15 protein-coding genes and 6 pseudogenes are annotated in these 16,756 nt (G+C 61.8%); 10 read left to right on the forward strand and 11 right to left on the reverse strand.

Features of this window, described 5'->3' with window-relative positions; all coding sequences use genetic code 11:
* Positions 1-9: 9 nt before the first annotated feature.
* The 4 genes from NKH60_RS25240 to NKH60_RS25255 all read right to left on the reverse strand — a co-directional run bounded on the left by NKH60_RS25240 (position 10) and on the right by NKH60_RS25255 (position 3,754).
* Complete coding sequence (locus NKH60_RS25240; RefSeq protein ID WP_352873723.1) at positions 10-1,506, reverse strand: sugar ABC transporter ATP-binding protein; 1,497 nt, start codon at positions 1,504-1,506, stop codon at positions 10-12.
* Between the two features lie 82 nt (positions 1,507-1,588).
* Positions 1,589-2,473 carry an NAD(P)-dependent oxidoreductase gene (locus tag NKH60_RS25245; protein ID WP_352873725.1) on the reverse strand — a complete coding sequence of 295 codons (885 nt, stop codon included), beginning with the start codon at positions 2,471-2,473 and terminating at the stop codon, positions 1,589-1,591.
* The gene (locus NKH60_RS25250; protein ID WP_352873727.1) at positions 2,470-3,048 is read right to left on the reverse strand and encodes a gluconokinase; all 579 of its coding nucleotides are present in this window, start codon (positions 3,046-3,048) and stop codon (positions 2,470-2,472) included. The genes NKH60_RS25245 and NKH60_RS25250 overlap by 4 nt, the downstream gene beginning before the upstream one ends.
* Positions 3,017-3,754, reverse strand: a complete 738-nt coding sequence (locus NKH60_RS25255; protein WP_352771297.1) for an SDR family oxidoreductase — start codon at positions 3,752-3,754, stop codon at positions 3,017-3,019. The genes NKH60_RS25250 and NKH60_RS25255 overlap by 32 nt, the downstream gene beginning before the upstream one ends.
* 172 nt (positions 3,755-3,926) lie before the next feature.
* Here NKH60_RS25255 and NKH60_RS25260 point away from each other — a divergent pair, with 172 nt between their 5' ends.
* Together NKH60_RS25260 and NKH60_RS25265 are read left to right on the forward strand one after the other, a co-directional pair.
* On the forward strand, positions 3,927-4,847 hold the full coding sequence (locus tag NKH60_RS25260) for a 2-hydroxyacid dehydrogenase (RefSeq protein WP_352873737.1): 921 nt from the start codon (positions 3,927-3,929) through the stop codon (positions 4,845-4,847).
* Between the two features lie 14 nt (positions 4,848-4,861).
* The gene (locus NKH60_RS25265; protein WP_352618595.1) at positions 4,862-5,893 is read left to right on the forward strand and encodes an L-idonate 5-dehydrogenase; all 1,032 of its coding nucleotides are present in this window, start codon (positions 4,862-4,864) and stop codon (positions 5,891-5,893) included.
* Between the two features lie 43 nt (positions 5,894-5,936).
* On the opposite strand, the pseudogene NKH60_RS35195 reads toward NKH60_RS25265, so the two are convergent.
* The 4 genes and pseudogenes from NKH60_RS35195 to NKH60_RS25285 all read right to left on the reverse strand — a co-directional run.
* Positions 5,937-6,336, reverse strand: a pseudogene (locus tag NKH60_RS35195) (GlcG/HbpS family heme-binding protein); the annotation flags it as partial.
* 44 nt (positions 6,337-6,380) lie between these two features.
* Positions 6,381-7,373: a LacI family DNA-binding transcriptional regulator gene (locus NKH60_RS25275; protein WP_352474894.1), complete on the reverse strand. Its 993-nt coding sequence runs from the start codon at positions 7,371-7,373 to the stop codon at positions 6,381-6,383.
* A 647-nt stretch (positions 7,374-8,020) separates the two neighbouring features.
* A pseudogene (locus NKH60_RS25280) lies at positions 8,021-8,152 on the reverse strand (DNA-binding response regulator); the annotation flags it as partial.
* Positions 8,149-8,811, reverse strand: a complete 663-nt coding sequence (locus tag NKH60_RS25285) for a sensor histidine kinase (RefSeq protein ID WP_352771281.1) — start codon at positions 8,809-8,811, stop codon at positions 8,149-8,151. The pseudogene NKH60_RS25280 and the gene NKH60_RS25285, both read right to left, overlap by 4 nt.
* Positions 8,812-8,836: 25 nt before the next feature.
* On the opposite strand from NKH60_RS25285, the gene NKH60_RS25290 reads away from it, so the two are divergent.
* From NKH60_RS25290 to NKH60_RS25310, 5 genes and pseudogenes are all read left to right on the forward strand, one after another.
* On the forward strand, positions 8,837-9,202 hold the full coding sequence (locus NKH60_RS25290) for a hypothetical protein (protein WP_352474899.1): 366 nt from the start codon (positions 8,837-8,839) through the stop codon (positions 9,200-9,202).
* A gap of 369 nt (positions 9,203-9,571) precedes the next feature.
* Positions 9,572-9,874 carry a BrnT family toxin gene (locus NKH60_RS25295; RefSeq protein ID WP_352771283.1) on the forward strand — a complete coding sequence of 101 codons (303 nt, stop codon included), beginning with the start codon at positions 9,572-9,574 and terminating at the stop codon, positions 9,872-9,874.
* Positions 9,858-10,130: a BrnA antitoxin family protein gene (locus tag NKH60_RS25300; RefSeq protein ID WP_352474883.1), complete on the forward strand. Its 273-nt coding sequence runs from the start codon at positions 9,858-9,860 to the stop codon at positions 10,128-10,130. Before NKH60_RS25295 ends, NKH60_RS25300 begins: the two co-directional genes overlap by 17 nt.
* A gap of 237 nt (positions 10,131-10,367) precedes the next feature.
* Positions 10,368-11,927, forward strand: coding sequence for an MFS transporter (locus tag NKH60_RS25305; RefSeq protein WP_352873730.1), 1,560 nt, complete (start codon positions 10,368-10,370; stop codon positions 11,925-11,927).
* A 139-nt stretch (positions 11,928-12,066) separates the two neighbouring features.
* A pseudogene (locus NKH60_RS25310) lies at positions 12,067-12,518 on the forward strand (GyrI-like domain-containing protein); the annotation flags it as partial.
* A 12-nt stretch (positions 12,519-12,530) separates the two neighbouring features.
* Here NKH60_RS25310 and NKH60_RS25315 read toward each other — a convergent pair.
* Positions 12,531-12,698: pseudogene (locus NKH60_RS25315) on the reverse strand (MarR family transcriptional regulator); the annotation flags it as partial.
* A 74-nt stretch (positions 12,699-12,772) separates the two neighbouring features.
* Here NKH60_RS25315 and NKH60_RS25320 point away from each other — a divergent pair.
* From NKH60_RS25320 to NKH60_RS25330, 3 genes and pseudogenes are all read left to right on the forward strand, one after another.
* Positions 12,773-12,946 (forward strand): hypothetical protein, encoded by a 174-nt coding sequence (locus NKH60_RS25320; RefSeq protein ID WP_352873732.1) that lies wholly within the window; start codon positions 12,773-12,775, stop codon positions 12,944-12,946.
* Between the two features lie 42 nt (positions 12,947-12,988).
* Positions 12,989-13,764 (forward strand): annotated as a pseudogene (locus NKH60_RS25325) (DUF2130 domain-containing protein); the annotation flags it as partial.
* Positions 13,765-13,889: 125 nt separating this feature from the next.
* Positions 13,890-14,093, forward strand: a complete 204-nt coding sequence (locus NKH60_RS25330) for a CsbD family protein (protein ID WP_352478587.1) — start codon at positions 13,890-13,892, stop codon at positions 14,091-14,093.
* Between the two features lie 96 nt (positions 14,094-14,189).
* Here NKH60_RS25330 and NKH60_RS25335 read toward each other — a convergent pair.
* Positions 14,190-14,462: pseudogene (locus tag NKH60_RS25335) on the reverse strand (hypothetical protein); the annotation flags it as partial.
* A gap of 762 nt (positions 14,463-15,224) precedes the next feature.
* Positions 15,225-16,469: a coiled-coil domain-containing protein gene (locus NKH60_RS25345; RefSeq protein ID WP_352873734.1), complete on the reverse strand. Its 1,245-nt coding sequence runs from the start codon at positions 16,467-16,469 to the stop codon at positions 15,225-15,227.
* Positions 16,470-16,756: the final 287 nt, after the last annotated feature.

The following is a 16,756-nucleotide window of genomic DNA, read 5'->3' on the forward strand; positions in this document are numbered from 1 at the left end:
CCAGAAAGATCAGGCGGCTTCGGAAGCCGATGCCGCGGTGATCACGGCGGATGTGGTGAGGTCTTTGCCAGTGAGTTCGCGAACGATCCGTCCTCGCGAAAACACCAAAGCGCGGTGGCAGATGTGGGCAATCTCCTCGAAATCGGTCGACACCACGACGACGGCGAGGCCGGCTTCAAGCGCGCGGCCGATCAGCCGGTAGACCTCAGCCTTGGCGCCGACATCGACGCCGGCCGTCGGATCCTCGGCGATCAGCAATGTACGCCCGGTGTGCAGCCAGCGCCCGACGACCACCTTTTGCTGGTTGCCACCCGACAGCGCCTCTATCGGCAGGTTCGGATCGTTGGGGCGCAGCCCGACGGAACTGCCGATCGCCTGCGCCAGCGCAGCCTCCTTGTGAGGCGCAAGGAAGGAAAACAGGCCGCGCTTGCCGGCGCCGGGATTGAGGAAACTGTTCTCACGGATCGACAAGGATCCAGCGATTGATTCTTCGGTCCTGTCACGCGCGATCAGGCCGATGCCGGACGACATCGCCGCGATCGGGCTGGACAGGTCCGGCACAGCCCCGCGGATCGTCACCGTGCCGGAAAAGGCCTGGCAGCCAAACAGCGCCCGGCCAACCAGTTCCTGCCCGGCGCCGCGCAGGCCGACCAGGCCGAGCAACTCACCCTTGCGCACGTCGAAAGTCACCGGGCCGGCACCGGCGCAGACCAGGTCGCGCACGGCGCAGATCGTCTCGCCGGCCTGCGTTTGAGCCTTGCTGAAAACCTGGCTGACCGGACGGCCGACGATCATCTCGACCAGTTCGTCCGGTTTTGTGTCGGCGACTTTCTTCTCGCCGACCAGCCTGCCGTCGCGCAGCACGGCGACGCGATCGGCGATGCGGAAAATTTCATCCAGGCGGTGCGAGACATAGATCATGCCGACGCCGCGCTGCTTGAGCGGACGGATGGCGTCGAACAGCCGCTCGACCTCGTCGGCGGGAAGGCTGGCGGTCGGCTCGTCGAGCACCAGCACATCGGCCTCGGTAGCCAAGGCGCGAGCGATGGCGACCAGCGATTTTTCTGTACGCGTCAGATCCTGAACGCGTGTCGTCGGGTCGAAGTCACAGCCGACCAGCTTTAACGCCTCATGCGCCCTCGCCTCGGTCGATCGCCAGTCGATGAGCCCGGAGCGCAGCGAAAAGCCTTGGGCCAGGCCGACATTCTCGCCGACCGTCATCCATTCGATAAGACCGAGATCCTGGTGAATGAAGGCGACGGGCTGGCGCTGGTTCGGCCGCGGCGGGCGATGATGGTAGGGCTCGCCGCGAAACAGGATTTGGCCGCCATCCGGCCGATAGATGCCGGCGAGCGTCTTGATCAGCGTCGACTTGCCGGCGCCATTCTCGCCGAGCAGCGCCAGGATCTCGCCCTTGTGCAGATCAAGCGTCACGTCGGAGAGCGCGCGGGTGCCGCCGAACTCCTTCGTAATTGACTTGAACTCGATCAGTTTTTGCTCGGTCACAATGCGTTCCTCCCGAGATCGCCCAAATGATGTTATCGATAACATTTCTAGGCGTCAAGCATCAAAGAATAAGGCCAACGGATCAGCTGGTCTTGCCGTCGAGCAGACGCATCATCTCGGCCGAATCGTTCGGCCCCAATCCAGCGGCGCAGAGCAGGCGATGGATCTCGACCACCTGCCCGGTCATCGGCATCGGCGTCTTGGTTTTCAGCGCGAAGGCCTGCAGCGAATCCAGATCCTTCAGCATGTTGTCGATGCGGCCGGTGGCTGAAAAATCCCGGGCAGCGAATTTTGCCATGAATTCCTGCATGATGCTGGAATCGGCCCGCCCGCCCTTGAGTGCCGCGGGGATTGCCTTCGGGTCTACGCCGCCGGCTTCGGCAAGCTTCACGGCTTCGGCGACAGCCTGGAACAGTACGGCGCAGAACAGCTGGTTGATCAGCTTTGTCGTCTGCCCTGCCCCACTCGGCCCCATCAGTGTGTAGTTGGTGCAGAGATGCCGCATCACCGTGCGCGCCTGTTCGAAGTCTTCAGCCTCGCCACCCGCCATGACGGTCAGCCTGCCGCCCAGCGCGCCGGGAACGCCGCCCGAAAGCGGGCAGTCGAGCCATTTCATGCCGGTCTCGGCTGACAGCTTCCCGGCCATCTGCGCGGTGTCGACGGGATCGATCGACGACATGTCGATCAGCAGCTTTTCCGACGACGCGGCAGCAGCGACACCTGCATCGCCGAACACCACCGAACGCACGATATCGGCATGGTTGAGACTGAGGAGGACGAAGCTGCTCGCCCGCGTTGCTTCGGCCACCGACGCGGCGGCAGCCGCACCCTTGGCAGTCAGCGCTGCAACCTTGACCTTGTCCAGATCGAATACCGTTACGGCTTGCCCGGTCTCGATCAGGCGTGTGGCGATCGCCGACCCCATGATGCCGGCACCGACAACGGCGACTTTTGTTGGTTGCGTCATCTCAACGTGCCTTTTTCCTTGATGCTGACAGGGCTGACCCCAAGTGCACCCAGACCCTGCAACACTCTATCGGCAATCGTGTCGACAGGCGCCTCGATGTCCACTGTGACCACCAGCTTCTCGTCGCCTGGATGCTCCAGTGTGGCGAACTGGCTGTCGAGCAGCGCCGGCGGAAAGAAGTGGCTGCGGCGCTCGGCGAGCCTGGCTTGCAACACCGCACGTGAACCGTCCAAAAATACGAAAAGCACCGGCCCAATGGCACCATGGCGAAGACGATCGCGATACGATTTCTTCAGCGCCGAGCAACTCGCGACGAGCCCGCGTCCTTCCTCATGGGCATGGCGCAAGGCTGCGCCCAACAGGTCCAGCCAAGGCCAACGATCCTCGTCGGCAAGCGGTATGCCCGCCGACATTTTCTCGACATTCCCGCGCGGGTGCAGCGCGTCGCCTTCGACAAAAGCGAGCCCTAGACGAGCCGCGATCGCGATGCCAATGCTGGTCTTGCCGCAGCCGCTGACACCCATCACGACGATGGACCAGGACTCAGAGGCAGGTTGTGATGCCGCCATCGACATAGAGCGTGTGTCCATTGACAAAGGATGAGGCCGGTCCAGCCAGAAAGATCGCCGCGCCGACCAGTTCGCCGACATCGCCCCAACGACCCGCCGGTGTGCGGTTGGTCAGCCAGGCTGAAAACTCGGGATTGTCGACCAGCGCCTGGTTGAGCGGCGTCTTGAAGTAACCCGGCGCAATGGAATTGATCTGCAAGCCATGCTTCGCCCAATCGGCACACATGCCGCGCGTCAGGTTGCGCACAGCGCCTTTCGTGGCCGTATAGGGCGCAATGTTCGTCCGTGCCAGTTCGCTCTGCACCGAGGCGATATTGATGATCTTGCCGCGCCGCCGCGGGATCATGTGCCGCGCCACCGCTTGTCCCACGAAGAACACGCTGGAGATGTTGGTGCGCAAGAGTTCCTCCCATTTGTCGGCGGGGAAATCCTCGAGCGGCATTCGGAACTGCATGCCGGCATTGTTGATAAGGATATCGATGGCGCCGATCGTCGCCTCGATCTCCGCGACGCCGTTCGCCACCGCAGCATGATCGGTGACGTCGAAGACGGCGCTATGGACCTTGTGTCCCTTCGCTGTCAGTGCATCCGCAGCTGTTTTGACCTTTTCGGCGCTGCGTCCGTTGAGCACGATTTCGGCGCCGTGCTGCGCCAACCCCTCGGCCAGCGCCAGGCCGATCCCCTGTCCCGAGCCGGTGACCAGCGCCCGCATGCCGGTCAAATCGAACAATGAACTGCCCAAATGCTCCTCCTGAGCAATGTTTCCTGAAGCGGCCACGATTTGCAGCGCAGCGCCGCCAGTCCCTATTGACATGGATGTTATCGATAACATAGTCAATGGAAAATAAATCCGCACAGGAGATGATGCCGTGACCGACATTTTGATGACAGGTCCCTATCCGGATTGGGACATGGCAGATCTTGAGGCGAAGTATCGCGTCCACAAACTTTGGCAGTCCGAGGACAAGGACGCGTTGCTCTCAAGCCACGCCGGCGCGATCCGCGCCATCGCTACGCGCGGCGAGCTTGGAGCTAGTGCTGCGCTGATGGGAAAGCTGCCGCAGCTCGAGATCGTTTCCTGCTACGGCGTGGGCACCGACGCCATCGACCTTGCCTATGCCAGGGCGAACGGCATTCGTGTCACCAATACACCTGATGTGCTGACCGAGGACGTAGCCGATATCGGGATCGGGCTGCTGCTCGCCGTGGCGCGAAAAATCCCGCAGGCCGACGCCTATGTACGCGATGGAAGCTGGCGCAAGGGCAATATGGGGCTGGTCACGCGTGTCTGTGGAAAAAGGCTGGGCATTGTCGGCATGGGCCGCGTCGGTGCGGCGGTGGCGAAGCGCGCCGCTGCATTCGACTGCACGATTTCCTATTTCGACAACCGCAAGCGCGACGATCTTCCTTATGCTTTTGTCGGCGATCTGGTCGAACTGGCGCGCGACAGCGAATTTCTGATCGTAACGCTCGCCGGCGGCGAAAGCACAAAACACATCATTAATGCGTCGATCCTGGCAGCGCTCGGAGCAGACGGTATCGTCATAAATATTTCGCGCGGCAGCACGATCGACGAGACCGCGTTGCTCGCGGCCCTGGAATCCAGTGCCATCAAGGGTGCCGGGCTCGACGTGTTCTGGAACGAGCCAACCATCGACGAGCGCTTCCTGAAGCTTACCAACGTCGTGCTGCAACCGCACCACGCCAGCGGCACGGTGGAAACCCGCAAGGCCATGGGTCAGCTCGTTCGCGATAATCTCGCGGCCCATTTCGGCGGACAGACCTTGCTGACACCGGTCGTCTGAGAAGGGATCACATCATGAAGTCGATCGTCATCCACGCGGCAAAAGACCTGCGGATCGAGGAGACCGATCCGGGCTCCCCTGGCGCCGGACAGGTCGAGATCGCGGTCGAGGCTGGCGGCATCTGCGGCTCGGACCTGCATTATTACAACCATGGCGGCTTCGGCGCGATCCGCCTTCGTGAACCCATGATTCTTGGCCATGAGGTTGCGGGCACGGTGCGGGCCCTCGGCGACGGCATCTCCACACTTGCGGTCGGCGATCGCGTGGCGATCTCGCCCAGCCGAGCCTGCAATGCCTGTCGCTACTGCCTGCAAGGCATGCAGAACCAGTGCCTCGACATGCGCTTCTATGGCAGCGCCATGCCGATGCCGCACATCCAGGGCGCCTTCCGCCAGCGCCTGATCGCCGAGGCGTGGCAGTGCCACAGAATAGCCGACCACATCTCCATCAACGAAGCCGCTTTCGCCGAGCCCTTCGCGGTGACGCTGCATGCCATGAACCGCGCCGGCTCGCTGCTCGGCAAGCGGGTTCTGGTCACCGGCTGCGGGCCGATCGGCGCGCTTTGCATCCTCGCCGCACGAGCCCACGGCGCGCGCGAGATCGTCGCCACCGATGTCATGGAGGGCGTGCTGGCGAAGGCCCTGGAGATCGGTGCCGACCGGACGATCAATGTCGCGACAAACAGCGAAGAGCTCGCCGCCTACAATGTCGACAAGGGTAGTTTCGACGTGATGTTCGAGGCCTCCGGCAATGAACGCGCGGTGCGTGCAGGGCTCGATGTCCTGAAGCCGCGCGGCGTGCTCGTGCAGCTCGGTCTCGGCGGCGATCTGTCGATCCCGCAGAACCTCGTCGTCGCGAAAGAGATCGAGATGCGGGGCACTTTCCGTTTCCACGAGGAGTTTGGGATCGCCGTCGACCTGATCAATCGCCGCCGGGTGGATGTCAAACCGCTACTGACGGGCATCTATCCTCTCGACGAGGCGGTCGCGGCTTTCGACATCGCCGGTGACCGAAACAAATCCATGAAGGTTCAGATCGCGTTCTGAAGATCCTTCGGTTGCGCTGGAGGCGCATCGGCACATCGCATGAAATCACGTCGGCGCCAACCGCCGCCAAGGCGGCGTGTGCCACATCGAAATCCTGCTCGCCAGTTCCCGACCCGACGCCGATGCCGCCCGCAAGGCGTCCGCCGAAGCGGATCGGCAAGCCCTCGGGCAAATTGGTCACGCCGCCCTGCGATGCGATACCGGCTGAGAGCGCCGCTTCGAACGCCATGCCGCCAGTAGCGGCGTTTATTGACGCTGCGGTGCGCGCCTTCGCCTGCGCCGTACGCATGCTGAGGAACCGCGCGCCATCCATGCGCAGACTGGCGAGGACTTCGCCGCTCGCATCGACGACCACGAGACATTGCGACGCCCATCGTGACGGCGCGCGCTGCTCCGGCTTTCAAGGCACCGTCATGCGTGAGGGTGATGGTCTCGCGAAACATCGCTGCTGGGCTGCCCTTCGCTGCGTTTGAATCGATGCAGGAGCTCAGGTGCTTTCGCGCTCGACGACGCGATAGCTTGTGAGGACGATTTCTTCGCCGTGTCGTTTCTCGTCGCCTCGGATCACCTGGATCAATCTGCGGGCGGCCTGTTGCCCGATGCCGTAGCAGTCGACATTCACGGTGGTGATGCCGGGATGGCAAAAGGCGGCTACCTCGTAGTCGCCGAAGCCGGCAATGGCGATGTCCTGCGGGATCCGCATGCCCCGGCGCTTGCATTCCATCAGTGCGCCGAAGGCCGAAAGGTCCGAAACGCAGAGTACGGCTTGCGTGTCCGGCCAGCGCTCCAGCATGCTGACGACGGCCTGGCCTCCCTGCTCGATGGATATCGGCGGCACGCCAAAGGAAACGAGGCGCCCGGTTGGCAGGCCGAGCTCCTCAATGGCTCTGACAAAGCCTTCGCGCCGTTGGCTGCCGCGCGTGTCGCGCGAGGTCGTGCCACCGATGTAACCGAATTTATTGTAGCCTTTTCTGGCCAGCGTCTTGACGAGAAGCCCCATCGCCTCTTCGTTGGAGAATCCGACCACCTGATCGATGGGTTTCGCCGGCAACTCCCAGGTTTCGACTACAGGGATGCCCGCGTTTTTAAGAAGCCGGCGGGCGCGCTCCGTATGGGCGCCGCCGGTCAGAATGATGCCTTCGGGCCGCCGACGGAGCATCGCTTCGATCAGCTTTTCCTCCTTCTCGACCGTATAGTCGGTGTAGCCGAGCAGAAGCTGGAGTCCCGTGCTCTCCAGTTCATCCGTTATGCCGCGCGCCGTATCGGCGAAGTTGGAATTGTTGAGTGATGGAACCATCGCGGCAACAAATCCAGTCTTGCGCGAGGACAGGCTGCCGGCCGATTGGTCGAGCACGTAGCCGAGGTCGTTGACCGCGACCATGATCTTTTCCCGCGTCGCCTTGGAAACGAGGCTGCCCTCTTTCAGGGCGCGTGAAACCGTCATGGTGGACACACCTGCCCGCCGCGCCACGTCGACCATCGTCGGGGCGTGGCTCTCGCCCGGTCTCGATGAGGCTGCCTTGGCCATCATGCCGCTCCACCAGCCGGCAGCGATGTGCCCAAGCAAAACGCTGGACACTCGGGCACAAGGTCTCTGCGGCGTCCGGCATCGCTCATGAACCACCCGTTGGAATCAACTTCACGCAAGGCATGTTATCGATACCATATCAAAAGACAACAGCCACATACGGCCCAAGCGTAAACATGGTCATGAGCACCGGTTTGGTCCGCGATCACACTTTGGCTCTACTGCCGACGACGATTGCCGAATGAGGTCCGCCCGACAGGACCGGACACCGTTTCTTCGATGCCTGCCGGGCGTGGGTGCGCCAGCTCTGTCAGCCAGCCCATAGTGAGCAAGTCGACGGTGTAGGCGACGGGATCAGGAGCAGCAGGGCAGGAACGCCCGCCATTGGGATGCCGGGACCACACGATAGACCGCCTTCATGTAGTTGGCGCTCCCGAGCAGATAGATCGCCGGTCCGCCAGTGAGGATCAGGACTTAGGTTAGGCCGTCTTGAGCGGATCATGGGAATGCGCCAGCACCAGATCGTTGCCGACGGCGGCGGCGATGACCCCGCCGACCAGGATCCCGCGGGCATAACGAGGCCTATCTGCCGAATTGTCGGAGGTTAGAAACTCTTCCGCCGAGGAGAACGACTTCGCGTTGAAACCGAACGCTCTAAGCAGGTCTGGCAGGGACTCGCGCACGGATTCATCGTCGTCGACGACAGACACGAGTGGTTGCACAACTTTCATCGAATCCCCGCTGAACTCTGCGCATTGCCCATAGCCGATGCGCGCACGGTGCCGACCTCGCGAAGCCCTTCCCCGAAGTACTCCGGGATGGAGAATGAGAACGTAGCACCCGGGCCACGGTTCCGTTCAGCCCACAGGCGTCCGTTATGGCTCTCTATGATGGTGCGGCTGACGGACAACCCGATCCCCATGCCCTCGCTCTTGGTTGTATAGAACGCCTCGAAGAGGCGCGCCGTTCCTTCCGGCCCGAAACCAACGCCGGCGTCCTGTACGGAGAGGTGCACGTGATCGTCTTCGTCCAATTCGGTTCTGATCACCAGCTGCTTCGCGCGGTCATCGACGCCGCTCATCGCATCGGAAGCGTTCCGCAGCAGGTTTATGATTACCTGTTGAAGCTGGACCCGGTCACCGCCGACCGGCGGAAGCCCGTCGGCGAACTCGGTGTGCAGCACCACCCGGTTTCGTTGAAGATCGCCGGACGACAGTGCAATCACCTCTCGCGCAGCCTCGTTCAGATCAATTGGTTCGATCGTTGGGGGCCGTTTGCTGAAAAGCGCGCGCAATCGTGCAATCACGTCCGCCGCACGATTGCCGTCGCGGATGGTGCGGCGCGCGGTTTCTTGCGCGACCTCGATGTTTGGCGGGTCGGCCGCCAGCATGCGAAGGCACGTGCTGGCATTGGTAATGAGGCTGATTGACCTCATGCGCGATCGAGCCCGTTATTGCGCCGAGGCTCATTATCCTCGTGAGGTGGGCGAGTTCCGACCTAAGTTTGTCGTGCGCCTGCGCCAACAGCCGGCTTTGTGTCACGTCCTGAACCGCGCCAACGCATTCCAGTCGACCGGTATCGTGCTTTATCACGCGGCCGAATACTCTGACGTGTTTAATCCTGCCATCAGCCATGAGAAGCCTGATGTCGTATTCGGGATTGTCCCGACCGGAGCGCACCCGACGGGCGGCTGCACGATGCCAACAGCCTTGATCGTCGCCAGCAGCAGGGGGCCTGCGGGCTGGACTTGGAACGGCGCGCCTTGTCGGGATTGTCCTTGAGCGAGCGCGGATCAACGAATTTCAGTTCCATTGGAATGCTCCTGGAGGGTTGCGGACGCGGCCTTTTCACCGGTCCTTTCTCGTCTTCTTTCCGAAGACATCACCCGGCCCGCGGAGCGGGCGGGCCGGTGCAATTGCCTGGTGAGCTTCCCTGCCCGGCAGGCCAAGCGGGGCTTTCAGCCCTGGCCGGACGACGCGGCCGGGATTGCGAGGCTGGCGGTTGAGCGTCAGCGCCACCGGTCCGACCGATCAGCGAGCGGGTTTTCCTTGCCCCCCATTTTCCTCTCCCCACGCTGTCCAAATCTGCTGGGCGGAGCGCTCACGCCTGACGGAGCTTGAAATCCGTGTATATTATGGCAATATACAGTGATGATCGAATGGGAACGGATTGCCGGCTCCGACTGGGATGCGGGCAACGCCCGCAAGAGCATCGACAAGCACGACGTCAGCCAGGCCGAGGCGGAACAGGTGTTCTTCAACGAGCCGTTGCTGACCGTTCCCGACGCAAAGCACAGCGCCATCGAGCAACGAATTCATGCTCTGGGGCGCACCGATGATGGAAGGCTGCTGCACATCACCTTCACGCTTCGGGACAAGGACACCAAGATCCGGGTGATTTCCGCCCGGGATATGAGCCGCAAGGAGCGAGGCTACTATGACCAAGACAGCTAAGCCGGTTCCGACCTTTGCATCGGAGGCCGAGGAGCGCGCCTTCTGGGAGTCCAACGACTCCAGTGAGCATGTCGATTGGAGCAAGGCAGAGCGGGTCCGCCTGCCCAACCTCAAGCCGTCGTCGACCTCGATCTCGTTGCGGCTGCCCAATAGCCTGCTCGAACGGATCAAGGTCGCGGCGAACAAGCGCGACGTGCCCTATCAGTCCCTTATCAAGACCTGGCTGTCCGAGAAGATTGACGCCTCTCGAGGCTAAGGAGGAAAGCCGCTCAAGCAGGCGAAAATCCTCTCCGACTGCCGGGCGGCTCTGCAACTCGAGGCGGGACTGAAGGAGATCATTTTCGCTACAACCGCGGACGACGATACCCATGCGACCGATGCGGCGGTCGCCGTCGAGAAAGCCCTCCAGGAAGAGAGGCACGACCTGATGCGTTCGCGGGCCGGCCCGCGCCGGCGCTCTCCTAAACTAAGCTCGGATCGCGAGGGGACGTAGATGCTCACTCAGCAAGATGCCCAGAACGCGAGCGTCAAGGCGACCCATCGCGAGTGGGTTGGTCTCGCGGTGCTCGCCTTGCCCTGCGTCCTCTACGCGATGGACCTCACGGTGCTGAACCTGGCGATCCCGTCACTCACGACGGATCTGAAACCGACGGCGGCGAAACTTCTGTGGATCGTTGACATCTACGGATTTCTCGCTGCCGGCGCGCTTCTGATCATGGGAGCTCTGGGCGACCGTATCGGCCGCCGAAGGCTCCTGCTGATCGGATCGGCCGCCTTCGCCGTCGTGTCTCTCCTGGCGGCGTTCTCGAAGAGCGCAGCGATGCTGATCGTGGCGCGCGGCCTCCTCGGAATCGCTGGTGCAACCATGGCGCCATCGACGCTCTCGCTCATCGGCAACATGTTTCAGAACGAGCGTGAGAAGACGTTCGCCGTGAGCGTTTGGGTGTCGAGCTTCTCCTTCGGCGGGGCGATCGGGCCCGTCGTGGGCGGCATGCTCATCGCTCGCTTCTGGTGGGGCGCGGTCTTCCTGGCTCCTGTCCCGATCATGGCGCTGTTGCTGATCCTTGGCCCAAGGCTGCTGCCCGAGCATCGCAGCGAGAAGGCGGGGCGCATCGATATCGTTAGTGCGATTTTGACTTTGGCGACCGTGCTGCCAATCATCTTCGCCATCAAGCACATCGCGGAGGGAGGTGACGCTCAGCTTGGGGGGCTCGCCGCCGCCGTCGGCCTAATCTGCGGGGGCGTGTTCGTGCGCCGCCAACTGAAGCTGGAAGTCCCGTTGCTCGACCTGCGCCTCTTCAGGCTACCGGCGCTATCAGTGGCGTTGAGCGTCAATGCACTCGATTTCCTGGTGGGTTTCGGGATTCTGGTGGTGGTAGCGCAGTATCTCCAGCTCGTGCTGGGGCTCTCGCCGGTCGATGCCGGGCTGTGGGGCGTTCCTGCGGGACTCGGCTTCGTGGTGGGGTCTCTTCTGACCTCGGCTCTCCTGAGGGTGCTCCGGCCAGCGTATGCGTTGGGCAGCGGCCTGATGTTGGGCGCCGTCGGTCTCGCGTTGATGGCCTATGCGATCGGGGTGCACAGCCTGATCTTGATCACCCTCGGGAACACGCTGTTCGCCGTGGGTTCCGCGCCGGGGACCACGGTGGTCGCCGATCTCGTCGTGAGCTCCGCTCCAAAAGATCAGTCAGGTTCGGCGTCGGCGCTATCAGAGACTTGCTCGGAGTTCGATGGCGCGCTTGGCATTGCCTTGCTGGGCAGTCTGGTGACGTTCATCTATCGGCAGATGCTTGCCGTGGCGCTGCCTGCGGGCGTGCCCGCTCCCGCCGCTGAGACCGCTTTGCGTGGTATCGGTGCTGCGAGGGCGGCCGCGCAGACCTGGAACGATGGGGCCGCGTTGCTGGAAGCGGCTAAGCACGCCTACACGAGCGCCGCCGGCATCGCCCTCCTGGCGAGCGCGGCCATTACTGTCCTGACGGCCATCCTGGCGGTGACAATGTTCAAATCCCGAGCTTCCATCGAAGGCGGTGTCGCCGTAGACGTTGAGCCGCCCTGACAGGTATTGAACGACATGGTTCCGCAATCGATCAGTTCCGCACTTCCAGGTTCTCAAATTAAGTGCCAATCCTGACCGAAACGACTGCATTCTTACGGTTAACTGCCAAGCGATACCTGATGGACCAATCCCTTCTTGCCAACCACCCCGCTTCGAGACCAGCCGGCCGTTCCTGATTGCCGGTCTTAGCGAGCGCTACAGCTGCGAAACCAGTGCCGCCATTCCGATGCAATGGCAGCGCTTCGGCCCCTATATCGGCAACATCCGGGGCGAGACCGGCGACGTCGCCTACGGCGTCTGTGTCAATGGGACGATGCCGGCAATTTCGACTACATCGCCGGTGTCGAAGTGAGCGACTTTTCCGACCTCCCCAGGGAGCTCAGCCGGGTGCGCATACCGGCCCAGAAATATGCTGTGTTTTCGCATCGAGAGCACATCTCGACCATTCGCCGGACCGTCAACACGATCTGGAACAAATGGCTGCCGGCCTCCGGGCACGAGATAGCGGACGCGCCCGAATTCGAGCGCTATGGTCCGGAGTTCGATCCGCGCAGCGGCAATGGCGGGCTGGAAATCTGGATTCCGGTCAGGCTTGATCAGCGACAGGTCAAGATCCCGGTTCTGGCCAACCAGAGCCTTGCCGAAAGAATGGTGAGGCTCTTCCTCGATCAGTTTGAAGCAGGCCGCCTGGCAGATGGGCCGGGCGGCAGTTAGAATGTCGTTGGTCCACAAGGTCAGCGTCTTATAGCGCTTCGAGCGGGCAAAGCCGATGCTGGCTGTGAAGCCCCACAGTGTAATGGTGTATCATCGAACCTGAGGCGTCCGATGAGGATGCCCTGTGGCAAGTGTTCTTCACGGCAGAGCCCGGACCACGCTGCGTCTTCGAGGAGATCAGGGTCGAGTCTGAAGGGATCGACGGCCTCCTGGCTGTTCCAGATGGTGCGCTCGGGATCGTGATCCTGGCTCACGGCAGCGACAGCGGGCGTTTCAGCCCGCGCAACAATGTTGCGGCGGCTTAGAGGCAGGCAGGTTTGGCGACGCTTCTGCTCGACCGGCTGAAAAAGCTTGAGCGTGCCGGAATCGCGGGCGAGGAAGCCCGCAAGGCAAAATTGCTGCTTTCGGTAGATTTGGAGGACAAGGATAAGAAGCTTGCCGAGCTGGAGGCGGCGTTGAAGGCGCGCGACGAAAAGCTCACCGAGGCCCAGCAGCAACAGGCGGAATTCCTGAAAAAGCAGCGTGCGCTCGACGACGAAAAGCGCGAGATGGCGCTGACCATCGAAAGGAAGATCCGGGAAGGACTGGACGCCGTTCGCGTCAAGGCGAGGTCGGAAGCCGAAGACGGCCTTAAGATGAAGGTTGCGGAAAAAGAAGAACAGATCGCCGGCATGCAGCGTCAGATTGAGGAGCTGAAGCGCCGTGCGGAACAGGGTTCCCAGCAGCTCCAAGGCGAGGTGCCGGAGCTCGAGCTGGAAGCCCTCATTGCCAGCCGGTTCCCGATGGACGTCATTGAACCGGTTGCCACGGGTGAGTTCGGCGGAGATGTCCTGCACCGCGTGGTCGGACCGGCCGGCCAGCCATGCGGCGCCATTTTATGGGAGTCGAAACGCACCAAGAACTGGAGCCAGGGTTGGCTGGGGAAGCTCAGGGCTGATCAGCGGGCCGCAAAGGCCATATTGCGATGATGATCTCGGAAGCTCTGCCTGCCGGTGTGGAAACCTTCGATCTTCTGGACGGGGTCTATGTCGCCCATCCGAAATGCGCGATGCCGATCGCAATCATGCTGCGAGTTATCGAGCTGGCGAATTCCCGCCTCGCCCAGGACGGCCAAGCCACCAAAAATGGAGCAGGTCTAATTGGCGCCGTCACCTTCCCAACTGGAAACGTGAACATCAGAGGTCTTCGTCCCGGAACTCCCAGGCCGGACGACCGTTTCGCCTTATGTAAAACAATGGAGGATATGTCATGGACTGGAATCGGGTCGAAGGAAACTGGAAGCAGGTCAAGGGTAAGATCAAGGAACAGTGGGGCAAACTTACCGATGATGATCTTGATCGCATCGCTGGCAATCGCGATCAGCTCGAAGGCAAGATCCAGGAACGATATGGTATCGAAAAGGACCGTGTTCGGCAGGATATTGACGACTGGTATGACCGGCAAGTCTGGTAGGATCGCATTAGGCAGCCATTTACAAGAAGAGGCGCTGCTTACTTAACGGCGCTCATTGGTGGGCTGGCAGTCGCAAAGCCATAGCCAGCCTGTGCGGTCTGACCCACTGTTGCGCGTAAGCGCAGACGGACCGGCGCCTGGCCACCTTTTGCCGAGCGCGCCGCCACCGCCCGCCGCACCGTAGGACCGTCACTTCTCGAGCGCGGCGTAAGTGGCGCACGGTACCTCCGCAATACGTCTCGGAGGCGCCGAAGGCGAGGTCGCCCGAAATTCCGCAAACCGATATGGGACGAGGGCGACCATGAAGGTTAGCGTGCCCTCACCTCCGCCATCGCCGAAGAAGGCCGCCTTGTAGATAGAAAAGCGGATCGTGCCGCTGTCGGTGTGCTTGGCGCTATATTATTGCAGTGACCCTGCCCGACGCATCGAGACGACAACTGACTTGCGCCTGCCGGACTTCGATGCCGCCTTTTCTTGCATAGTCTATTCGCACCTCGATCGGCGCCGTGAGTGCACCCCGACGTTGATCCAAGGCGCCTGCGCTTGCCGCGTGGACACGGACGGCCCCAAGCGGCATCGCAGCGGCCATGATCGCCGCGCGGCAGGCTCGCACGATCAGAATCGGCGTACCGGGTTTCGCTGTCAGTAGTCCCAAAGATACAAAGGGATATCCCTTGGAGGAGTCACGGTCACCGGCTTTGGAAGGCCTGAGGACGGGTGGCAGGACGATGGATTGCTCAGCGGTCTTGGCAGAAGCAGGGGCCGTCGCTGCAGTCGAACTGTCGGGTGCGGTTGCCGCTTCGTTTTCGGCGGACGGATCGTCGCCCACACTGGTACTTGTGCTTGTGTCGCCAACGTTGCCGCTGGCACCAACGCCTGCGTCGACTGGTCCGTCATCTGCACCGACCGAAGCTCCAACATTTGCTCCGCCTACGCCGTCGACGCTCGTGCCCGCCCCCACAGATACGCCTTGCGAACCGGCGCTCACTCCAGCACCGACCCCGACACCGCCCGCCCTACCGCCCACGCCTGCTTCAAGAGCTGAGGCAGGCCCAACTGTGATCCCGATCGTCAAAGCGGCTGCGACATATGTCTTCATTCTCGTCTCTCCTGCGGCATACATTTCGCTCACTAGTTTTCACTGGCGCGGCTCGAGCTTTTTGATGGCCGTGTTGGAAGCAATGCTGCGGGAAGAGGTATGGTTGCCAGCAGAACGGTTTGCGGCGGCTTTTGGACCTTCACTTTCTGTTTTTCCAAGCCCGGTTTACGGGCTGGTTGGGCGCCCGAACGCGATAACCTACTTGCAAGTGCACTCGCGGGGGTACGTCTTTTTGGCGCGCGCTCCACAGCCGCAGTGTGACGCTTACCCTTGGTAATATCAATTGCCTCACGCGCGGCACTGAGGCTGCGGGCTAGACCGATAGCCCTTTCACGCTCTTGGTCGAGCGCCGCACTCAATTCTACCGAGTTCTGCTTTAAAGCATCGCGTTCCTGGCGAACAATATCGAGGTCACGTACAGCTGAATCTGCTCGTTCGAGTCCCAGCTCGAGTGTTTCTCGAGCCTGCTTTAGAGCGGCCTCGGCCACCTGTCGCTCCCTTATGGCGTTGGCCTGCTCGACGGCTGCCAGATTTGCGCCTGTCTTGAGAGCATCGATAGTTTGGCGAGCCGTGGCAAGTTCTTGCTCCAAGAGCTCGACCTTGTGCCGCTCGTCATCAAGCGTTCGCTTCGCAGCAAGCTGGGAAGCGTCCTTAGAGGGGAGTGCTCCAGGCGCGGCAGCCTCTTCGCTGTTCCAGAGACTGGCTTCGGCCCTGTAGCTTTCGATAACGCGCTGCGCCGTCTCCAGATCGAGCCCGAGCGCTTCCTCTGTTCGCTGCTGCTCTTTTAGGGCTTGCGCTTGCTCAGCCACCGTGTCTGCCAGCACGTGTGCTTGGGCGCTAAGATCACGTACGCCGCGCTGCATAACGTCTAGCTCCGCTCGTGCTGCGGCCAATTCGCGGCGCAAAGCCACTTCATGCTCGCCGAGCGGCGTTTGCGCGCCCTTGTTGAGTGCCTGTGTTTCGCTGAGCACCATCTCACTAGATTTACGGGATCCGAGCGTGCTCGGTTGTTGCTTGCCAGGTTCTTTGCCGACCTCGGTGTGTTCGGAGACCACGACCGACGAGCTGTCGTTAGCCGTGGCAACCGCTGGCGCTTCGGGCACGAACTGAGCATTTGCCGGAGATGTCAACAGCAGAACGAGGCATAGCGGGATGAGGGATGGCATGGCGTTACACCCCCTGCCGCGTATCTCGTGAAGTAAAATCAAGGGCTGTCGTTTAATAAAGGCGAAGTCACAGCGGAGACATTTTGACGTGGTGCCCTGCACACGATTCATCACTGAACCTCGCCGATCGCGGCGCTCACCGCTATTGCACTCTCCACTTACTGCATGCAGCAGCGCCGGGGTGCCGCACCAAAAAGATCAATGCCAGTGAAGCACCCTCGGCAAGGCCAAAGCACGGAATAACGCGCGAAGGCTGTCCCCTGTTTCCTAAGTTGTCATCGTTCGAACGAACGGGACTTTCGTTCATTTACTCGATACCCTCCGGCGAAGGCCGCCTTGCGAGAGGACGGCACGGTAGCGAGGCTGCGCTCTTAAGGTCGCCCTTACGAGCGAAGTTA

It is taken from the genome of Mesorhizobium sp. M1006 (assembly GCF_040318825.1).
Classification (GTDB): domain Bacteria; phylum Pseudomonadota; class Alphaproteobacteria; order Rhizobiales; family Rhizobiaceae; genus Mesorhizobium.

Bases quoted from the DNA above. Each gene is read 5' to 3' on its own strand.
- NKH60_RS25245 (WP_352873725.1), bottom strand. From the start codon at position 2,473: ATGACGCAACCAACAAAAGTCGCCGTTGTCGGTGCCGGCATCATGGGG.
- NKH60_RS25250 (WP_352873727.1), bottom strand. From the start codon at position 3,048: ATGTCGATGGCGGCATCACAACCTGCCTCTGAGTCCTGGTCCATCGTC.
- NKH60_RS25255 (WP_352771297.1), bottom strand. From the start codon at position 3,754: ATGCGGGCGCTGGTCACCGGCTCGGGACAGGGGATCGGCCTGGCGCTG.
- NKH60_RS25260 (WP_352873737.1), top strand. From the start codon at position 3,927: ATGACAGGTCCCTATCCGGATTGGGACATGGCAGATCTTGAGGCGAAG.
- NKH60_RS25265 (WP_352618595.1), top strand. From the start codon at position 4,862: ATGAAGTCGATCGTCATCCACGCGGCAAAAGACCTGCGGATCGAGGAG.
- NKH60_RS25275 (WP_352474894.1), bottom strand. From the start codon at position 7,373: ATGGTCGACGTGGCGCGGCGGGCAGGTGTGTCCACCATGACGGTTTCA.
- NKH60_RS25285 (WP_352771281.1), bottom strand. From the start codon at position 8,811: ATGCTGGCGGCCGACCCGCCAAACATCGAGGTCGCGCAAGAAACCGCG.
- NKH60_RS25290 (WP_352474899.1), top strand. From the start codon at position 8,837: ATGAGGCTGATTGACCTCATGCGCGATCGAGCCCGTTATTGCGCCGAG.
- NKH60_RS25295 (WP_352771283.1), top strand. From the start codon at position 9,572: ATGATCGAATGGGAACGGATTGCCGGCTCCGACTGGGATGCGGGCAAC.
- NKH60_RS25300 (WP_352474883.1), top strand. From the start codon at position 9,858: ATGACCAAGACAGCTAAGCCGGTTCCGACCTTTGCATCGGAGGCCGAG.
- NKH60_RS25305 (WP_352873730.1), top strand. From the start codon at position 10,368: ATGCTCACTCAGCAAGATGCCCAGAACGCGAGCGTCAAGGCGACCCAT.
- NKH60_RS25330 (WP_352478587.1), top strand. From the start codon at position 13,890: ATGGACTGGAATCGGGTCGAAGGAAACTGGAAGCAGGTCAAGGGTAAG.
- NKH60_RS25345 (WP_352873734.1), bottom strand. From the start codon at position 16,469: ATGAATCGTGTGCAGGGCACCACGTCAAAATGTCTCCGCTGTGACTTC.